The 7204-nt window shown below is 63.0% G+C and carries 6 protein-coding genes and 1 pseudogene; 6 read left to right on the top strand and 1 reads right to left on the bottom strand.

What is annotated here, in order from left to right; translation table 11 throughout:
* Nucleotides 1-22: 22 nt before the first annotated feature.
* The 3 genes from ACFC3J_RS21475 (at nucleotide 23) to ACFC3J_RS21465 (ending at nucleotide 1466) form a co-directional block, all read left to right on the top strand.
* Nucleotides 23-250, top strand: coding sequence for a F0F1 ATP synthase subunit C (locus ACFC3J_RS21475; protein WP_004207392.1), 228 nt, complete (start codon nucleotides 23-25; stop codon nucleotides 248-250).
* Nucleotides 251-337: 87 nt separating this feature from the next.
* Nucleotides 338-832, top strand: a complete 495-nt coding sequence (locus ACFC3J_RS21470; RefSeq protein WP_375198010.1) for an ATPase — start codon at nucleotides 338-340, stop codon at nucleotides 830-832.
* Nucleotides 825-1466, top strand: a complete 642-nt coding sequence (locus ACFC3J_RS21465; RefSeq protein WP_375198009.1) for a F0F1 ATP synthase subunit B — start codon at nucleotides 825-827, stop codon at nucleotides 1464-1466. The genes ACFC3J_RS21470 and ACFC3J_RS21465 overlap by 8 nt, the downstream gene beginning before the upstream one ends.
* A gap of 398 nt (nucleotides 1467-1864) precedes the next feature.
* Here ACFC3J_RS21465 and ACFC3J_RS21460 read toward each other — a convergent pair whose 3' ends face one another.
* On the bottom strand, nucleotides 1865-2917 hold the full coding sequence (locus ACFC3J_RS21460; protein ID WP_375198008.1) for an NAD(P)-dependent alcohol dehydrogenase: 1053 nt from the start codon (nucleotides 2915-2917) through the stop codon (nucleotides 1865-1867).
* 179 nt (nucleotides 2918-3096) lie between these two features.
* Between ACFC3J_RS21460 and uvrC the strand changes: the two genes are divergently transcribed.
* The 3 genes and pseudogenes from uvrC to ACFC3J_RS21445 form a co-directional block, all read left to right on the top strand.
* Entirely contained in the window at nucleotides 3097-5010 is a 1914-nt protein-coding gene (gene uvrC / locus ACFC3J_RS21455; RefSeq protein ID WP_375198007.1) for an excinuclease ABC subunit UvrC, read from the top strand.
* Nucleotides 5011-5187: 177 nt separating this feature from the next.
* Entirely contained in the window at nucleotides 5188-6813 is a 1626-nt protein-coding gene (locus ACFC3J_RS21450) for a sensor histidine kinase (RefSeq protein WP_375198006.1), read from the top strand.
* 145 nt (nucleotides 6814-6958) lie between these two features.
* Nucleotides 6959-7204: pseudogene (locus ACFC3J_RS21445) on the top strand (hypothetical protein); the annotation flags it as partial.

Here is a 7204-nt window from a genome sequence, read left to right as displayed (position 1 = left end):
TTTGGAAAAGGGAGTTTACGACATGGACGCAGAAGCCGCAAAGCTGCTCGGTGCTGGCCTGGCCGCGATCGGTGCGGGCATTGCCGCCCTCGGTGTGGGCAACGTCTTCAGCTCGTTCCTTGAAGGCGCGCTGCGCAATCCCGGCGCTGCCGATGGTCAGCAGGGCCGTCTGTTCATCGGTTTCGCCGCTGCGGAACTTCTGGGTCTGCTGGCGTTCGTTATCGCCATGATCCTGGTGTTCGTGGCCTGAAGCCGCTTTAGGGCGGGCGGGGCTGACCTTTAGGGTCGGTGCCGCCCACCCTCTGATTGACCGCGCCCTGATCGGACGGACCGAAAAATGCCTCAAATCGCGCAAATTGCCGAGACCTATTCATCGCAGATCTTCTGGCTGCTGTTGACCTTCGGTTTCGTTTTCTTCGTCATCGGTCTGGGCATGGTGCCCAAGGTGCAGGCGACGGCCGATGCGCGCGACGCGAAGATCACCGGCGATCTGGATGCCGCCAAGGCGGCCTTCGCCCGCGCGGACGAAGCCGAAGCGGATTATCGCGCTCGTGATGCTGAAAGCCGCGCCGCGGCTCAGGCGACGCTGGCCAAGGCCAAGGCGGATGCCGCCAAGGCTTCCGAAGCCAAGCTCGCAGCCGCAGACGCGGACATTGCGGGTCAGATCGGTGCTGCAGAAGCCCGTATCAAGGCTGCGTCGGACGCAGCCATGGCAGAGATTGAAACCGTTGCCGCTGATGCAGCGCGCGACATGGTGGCTCGCATTTCCGGCGTGAATGCGTCGGACGAAGCAGCCCGCAACGCAGTAAAGGCGGCACTGGCCCATGGCTGAGGCAGCAGCACAAAGCGCCGGAACTCCGGGCACAGCAGAGCAGGGTGGAGCTAAGCCTCCGCATCTCGATGAGGCGATCCATAGCGAAGGCATGGAGCCGGTCGGCACTGTGGCGCATGAAGGCGTCGCTCCGCACAGCGATCCGAAGGCGGTGGGCATGGATGCCACGGCATGGGTCAGCCTGGCGATGGCGATCTTCATTGCTATCTTGCTTTTCAAGAAGGTGCCCGGCCTGATCGGCGGCGCGCTGGATGGCCGGATCGCCCAGATCAAGGCGCAACTGGAGGAGGCCTCCAAGCTGCGCGCCGAGGCCGAAGCGCTGAAGGCTGAATATGAAGCGAAGCTGGCGGCTGCCGCCGGTGAAGCCGCAGCCATGCGCAAGTCGGCCGAGCATGAAGCGGAAACGCTGCTGGAAGACGCCAAGGCCAATGCCGTCGCGCTGGTGGCTCGCCGTCAGAAAATGGCCGAGGACAAGATCGGTGCGGCTGAGCGTGCAGCGATCGCAGGGATTCGTACCAAGGCAGTGACCGCCGCGACGAACGCCGCCGCGACCCTGATTGCCCAAGGGCACGATGCCAAGTCAGACAAGGCGCTGGTTGACAGCGCGATCAATGGACTTGGTCCCAGCATCTGATCGACGAGATTGTGGAAAAGATAGAGGCCGGCGCGCATGGTGTGCCGGCCTTTTTCATGTGATGCGCCATGAACGATCTTAAGCCACCCCGTTCAGTCGTTGCTTCTTCCAGCAGAAGCGAAGCAGAGAGGCTTTCCCGAATGGAATGAAGCGAAAGCGGTCGATTTTACTCATTCAGAGCGACTGCTCTATTCATATGCTGTGCCGCCATTCCTGACCGTCGGATGCGGCCATCTGACCGGAGATCGCTTCAGGACCGCATTGGATTGGGCGGGGCGGCCGATCCCTGGACCGCTTACAATCACCCAACGCTCTGACTTGGTCGAAGGAGGCGAAGATGCCGTCTCCGCCTCCTTAGGACCTTCATGCATGGTCCGTGGCGTTCCTGCCGCCTGCCTTCACCCCGCCAGCGAAGCGTTGTCGATGACGAAGCGATATTTGACGTCGCTCTTCACCATCCGCTCATAGGCGGCTTCGATATCCTGCGCGGCGATCATCTCGATGTCGGCGGTGATGCCCTTTTCAGCGCAGAAATCCAGCATCTCCTGCGTTTCTGCAATGCCGCCGATCAGCGATCCCGCGATCGCCCGCCGACGGAAGATCAGCGCAGCGACATTGGGTGAGGGGTGCGGATGTTCCGGTACGCCGACCAGACATAGCGTGCCGTCGCGCTTCAGCAGGCCGGTGAACGAGTCCAGATTGTGGCTGGCCGCGACCGTGTTCAGGATGAAGTCGAAACTGTTGGCCTGCGCTGCCATCTGGTCCGCGTCGCGGGAGATGACGACCTCGTCCGCGCCCAGATCCAGCGCGTCCTGCCGTTTGCTTTCCGACGTCGTGAACGCCACGACATGAGCGCCCATCGCGTGGGCCAGCTTGATGCCCATATGGCCAAGACCGCCGATACCCACGATGCCGACCTTCTTGCCCGGACCCACATCCCAGTGGCGCAGCGGTGAGTAGGTGGTGATGCCCGCGCAGAGCAGCGGCGCGACTGCGGCCAGCTGATCAGCCGGATGGCTGATCTTCAGCACGAATTTGTCGCTGACCGTGATGCTTTGCGAATAGCCGCCGAGCGTGTGGCCGGGGGCGTCCGGCGTCTGGCCATTATAGGTGCCGGTAAAGCCGTTTTCGCAATATTGCTCCAGCCCTTCGTCGCACGAAGCGCAATGCTGACAGCTGTCGACCATGCAGCCGACGCCGACCGTGTCGCCGATGCCGAACCGGGTGACCGCTTCTCCGACGGCCGTGACATGGCCGACAATTTCATGGCCCGGAACGCAGGGATAGAGCGTTCCGCCCCATTCCGAACGGACCTGATGCAGGTCGGAGTGGCAGACGCCGCAATAGGCGATGGCGATCTGGACGTCATGGGCGCCGACGGGACGGCGTTCGATGTCGATGGGTTCGAGAGGCTTGTCGGCGGCATGGGCGCCATAAGCTTTTACGACCATGATTGGTCCTTTCTTGGGTGAGTGCGCGGTCTTGGCGGATGGGCCGCGTAAATGGGTGGGATGCCGTCCCTTTGCCGGGCGGTCGCCGACAGATAGTAAGCCGCCTGTGGCGATCAAAGGGGCAAGGCGATTTTATCCGGAGCCATTGCGATCCCCGCCGGTGCCGCTATCTCTGCCGCATGTCGCGCCCGCAATCTCCCGATCGCTTTCATGAAGACAAGGCAACCTTCACGGTCACGGGCAGCCAGCCCGACATGGAGGCGGGGGTCGAGGCAATCCGGACGACGCTCAAGACCCTGCCCACGCGGCCTGGCGTCTATCGCATGCAGGATGCGCGGGGCGACGTGCTGTATGTGGGCAAGGCGCGGGCGCTGCGCAATCGCGTGACCAACTATACGCAGGTCGATCGCCTGCCCAAGCGGTTGCAGCGCATGGTGGCGCAAACCCGGTCCATGACCATCGTCACGACCAACAGCGAGGCGGAGGCGCTGCTGCTGGAAGCGCAGCTGATCAAGCGGTTCCGTCCGCCCTATAATGTGCTGTTGCGCGACGACAAAAGCTTCCCCTTCATTCTGTTGCGTGAAGATCATGATTTCCCCCGCGTGCAGAAGCATCGCGGCGCGCGCAAATATAAGGGGCGCTATTATGGCCCCTTCGCCAGCGCCGGTTCCGTGACGCGTACGATCAACGCGTTGCAGAAGCTGTTTCTGCTGCGCAGCTGCACCGACAGCTTTTTCGCCAATCGTTCGCGCCCCTGCCTGCTTTATCAGATCCGTCGGTGCTCGGCCCCCTGCGTCGGCCGGATCGATGACGCCAGCTATGGCGAACTGGTCAAGGACGCCCAGGATTTTCTCGGCGGCAAGTCGACCGCCGTGCAGAAGAAGCTGGGCGAGGCGATGCAAACGGCCTCTGAAGCGCTCGATTTCGAACAGGCAGCGGTGCTGCGGGACCGGCTGAAGGCGCTGACCTTCATTCAGGGCAGTCAGGCCATCAACGCGGAAGGCCTGGGCGACGCGGACATCTTTGCGCTGGCCACGAAGGGCGGAGCGATGTGCATCCAGGCCTTTTTCATTCGCGGCGGGCAGAATTGGGGGCATCGCAGCTTTTTCCCCGTCCACACGGCGGATGTGGCGGAGGATGAGGTGCTGGCGAGTTTCATGGCGCAATTTTACGAGGAAGTGCCGCCGCCGAAGCTCATCCTGTCCGACCGCGCGCCCGCCGAGTGCGAGTTGATGGCGCAGGCCCTGACCGAGCGCATCGGCTCCAGGGTGCGTATTGAAGTGCCCCAGCGCGGCGACCGCACCCGTCTCATCAGACAGGCGCAGCGCAACGCGGTGGAGGCGCTCGACCGGCGCCTTGCGGAAACGACGACGCAGGCCAAGATTCTGGAAGAGATGGTGGAGACTTTCGGTCTCGACGGCGTCCCCGACCGGATAGAGATATACGATAACAGCCACATTCAGGGCGCTCATGCTCTGGGCGCGATGGTGGTGGCCGGGCCGGAAGGTTTCCGCAAGAATGCCTATCGCAAGTTCAACATGAAAAATCCCGAAACGTCGAACGACGATTTCGCGATGATGCGCGAGATGTTCGAGCGGCGTTTCGGCCGGGCCGCCAGAGAAGACCCGGACCGCGATGGCGGCGAGTGGCCCGATCTGGTGTTGATCGACGGCGGGAAAGGGCAATTGTCGGCGGCACGCGCCATATTGGAGGATATGGGCATAGAGGATGTCTGCATGATCGGCATCGCCAAGGGACCGCATCATGGCCGCGAAGGGCGGGAGATATTCCACATGCCGGACGGGCGGGAAATCATGTTCCCGCTCAACCATCCCGTGCTCTTCTATCTTCAGCGACTGCGCGACGAGGCGCACCGCTACGCCATCGGCGCGCACCGGCAAAAACGCAGCAAGGCGATCACCGTCAGTTCGCTGGACGAAGTGCCCGGCATCGGCCCGTCGCGCAAAAAGGCGCTGCTGATGCATTTCGGGACGGCGAAGGCCGTGAAAAGCGCGGCGCTGGAAGATCTGCTGAAGGCGCCTGGGGTATCGAAAGCCGTCGCGCAGCAGGTTTACGACTATTTTCACGGTTGAAGATCCATGCCCCTTTCGCCGCGGTTGCGGACTCAGGGAAAGGATCGCCTCGCTGCACGCCCCCGGATCGCCATTTGACGCGATGCCGGTTTCATCCTCATAAGAAAGTGGACGAGAAATGTTCGGCCCAAGGGGGATGATCGGACGATGCATGGGCGGAGCGAGTTTGCCAGCAGGGTGAGCCGGTGGAACATGCTGGCCCTGTCGGCGCTCCGCCCCTGGCATACGCTGAACGTGACGCGGCTGCTGCTGGCCGTCATTTATTGCATCGTCAGCTTTTCCTTCTCCAGTGCAAGATCCTGGGCCGAGATAGCCGAACATGCGGTGGTCGTGCTGATGGCGGTGCTCGCCACGGCTGCCGTCCTTTTGTCCGGGCGCTCCTGGGTCATCGACATGCGCATTCGCAGGCCCGTGATATTCCTGGATGCCGCGCTGTTCCTGCTGTTGCTGGTCGTGACCAACCCGTCGAACAGCCCCTATTTTTCAGGCAGTTTCTTCGTCGCGGTAGAGGTCGCGCTGATCGTGAGGCGGCGTCTTCACCTGCTGGTCGTGCTGCTCGTCGTGGGCGCGCTGCTTGGCGTGACATGGCTCGATGATATCGCGCTGCTGCCGCCGGAACCCGAAATTGAACGGACCGTCCTGCGGGTCTGTTATCTGGTGGTGGCGGTTGTCATAACCGGCGTGCTGCTGGGACCGCGCCGCGAGACATTGTTGGCCCATGAGCGCGGGAGCTGGTTGGCGGAAGGGCATTTGCCGCCAGTCAAGAGCGACGCCGGAACCTTTCTGCTTCAGGCGCTGAAACTGGCGACGGGCGGAGAAAGCTTCGCCGTCCTGTTCCGCATCGCAAGCCATGATCCGTTGCGCTTCGCCAGCAGTACCGCGCAGACCGCGGCACCCGCGGGTTTTGGCAATCTGCTGACCGCCGACACGGGCTGGCACGACCGGAACCGGGATGCTTCCATCTCGCTCGCCCCCGACGGCGTATCCGCCATTGGTCCGTTGTCGGCCGGAGGGCAGGCCTGGACCGCTTTGCTGGGGGCCGACACCGTGCTGACGGTGCGGGTGACGCTGGGCACGTTCGAGGCGGTAGGCGGCGCCTGTCTGGACGATCCCTGTCACGAGGACATCGTGGCGATCGCGCAGCGCGTGTTCGAAAGCGCGTGCGAGGAGTTGATGGTGCGCAACAGCCTCGATCATGCGCACGTCATTGCCGGCGCGCGCGAACGCGAGCGGTTGCAGCGCGAACTGCACGACAGCGTCCTTCAGGCGCTGGCGAGCATCCGTTTCCAGGTTGCACCTTTGCTGGCTGGCCAGCCGGTCGAACCGCGTCCGGTGATCGAAAATGTCGACCGCATCGCGAAGGACCAGATCGCGACGATCCGATGGATCATCAACCCCGAAGTCGATGAGGAGGACTTCGCCTATCTGCCTGAAACGCTGGCGATGGTGGTTCGCTCGCTGGGGGAGCAGTGGGGGATCAGCTGCGAGCTGAAGGTGGAGGATGGCAATTGCGCGACCACGGCGATGATTGGCCGGGAACTGAGCTTCGCCGTGCGGGAGATCGTCGCCAACGCGGTTCGCCATGCCAAGGCCAGTTCCGTTGAATTCGCGCTGGAGCCGGATGGCAACCGGATCGCCTTGCAGGTGAGCGACAATGGCGTTCCCAACATGGCGCGGTTGGGATCAAGCGGCGCCGTGTCGTCCCGGTCGCTGATGCGCCGGATACAGGCGCTGGGCGGCGAGGTGTTCCTGCGCAACATCGGCGGGCGGACGACGATCAGGATCACCATCCCGCGCAAGTGAGCGCGGTCGCTTCCTTTTGCACCGGTCGCCCCCATATTTACGGATGGAAGGATATTTCGGCGCGCTCCGGCATTTACTGGGCGTTTACCAACATATCCCATAGTCGCGGACGAAAAGGCAGACGTCTGACGGAGGTCCGGTTTCCATGGTGCGTGTGGTGAAGGATCATCTCTATCGGAAGAGCGTGGCTCTGGTGCTGTCGATGCAGGTCAATCTGCAACGCATCCTGACGATATGGGTTCTGGCGGCGGCCTTCGCCTGCGGCGCGGTTTCCTGCAGCGTCGGGGCGGTCCGCCCGTGCTTGGTCGCGAAGCTCCTGATCGGTGTCAGTGCCTTGCGGAATTCCGCCTCCGTCGGCATGGGCGCCTTGGCGCCGCCCGGCGGTCGCGGA

Origin of the sequence: Sphingobium sp., from assembly GCF_041987595.1 — a bacterium.
Taxonomy (GTDB): Bacteria; Pseudomonadota; Alphaproteobacteria; order Sphingomonadales; family Sphingomonadaceae; genus Sphingobium.
This window is presented reverse-complemented; position numbering and strand designations above follow the sequence as displayed.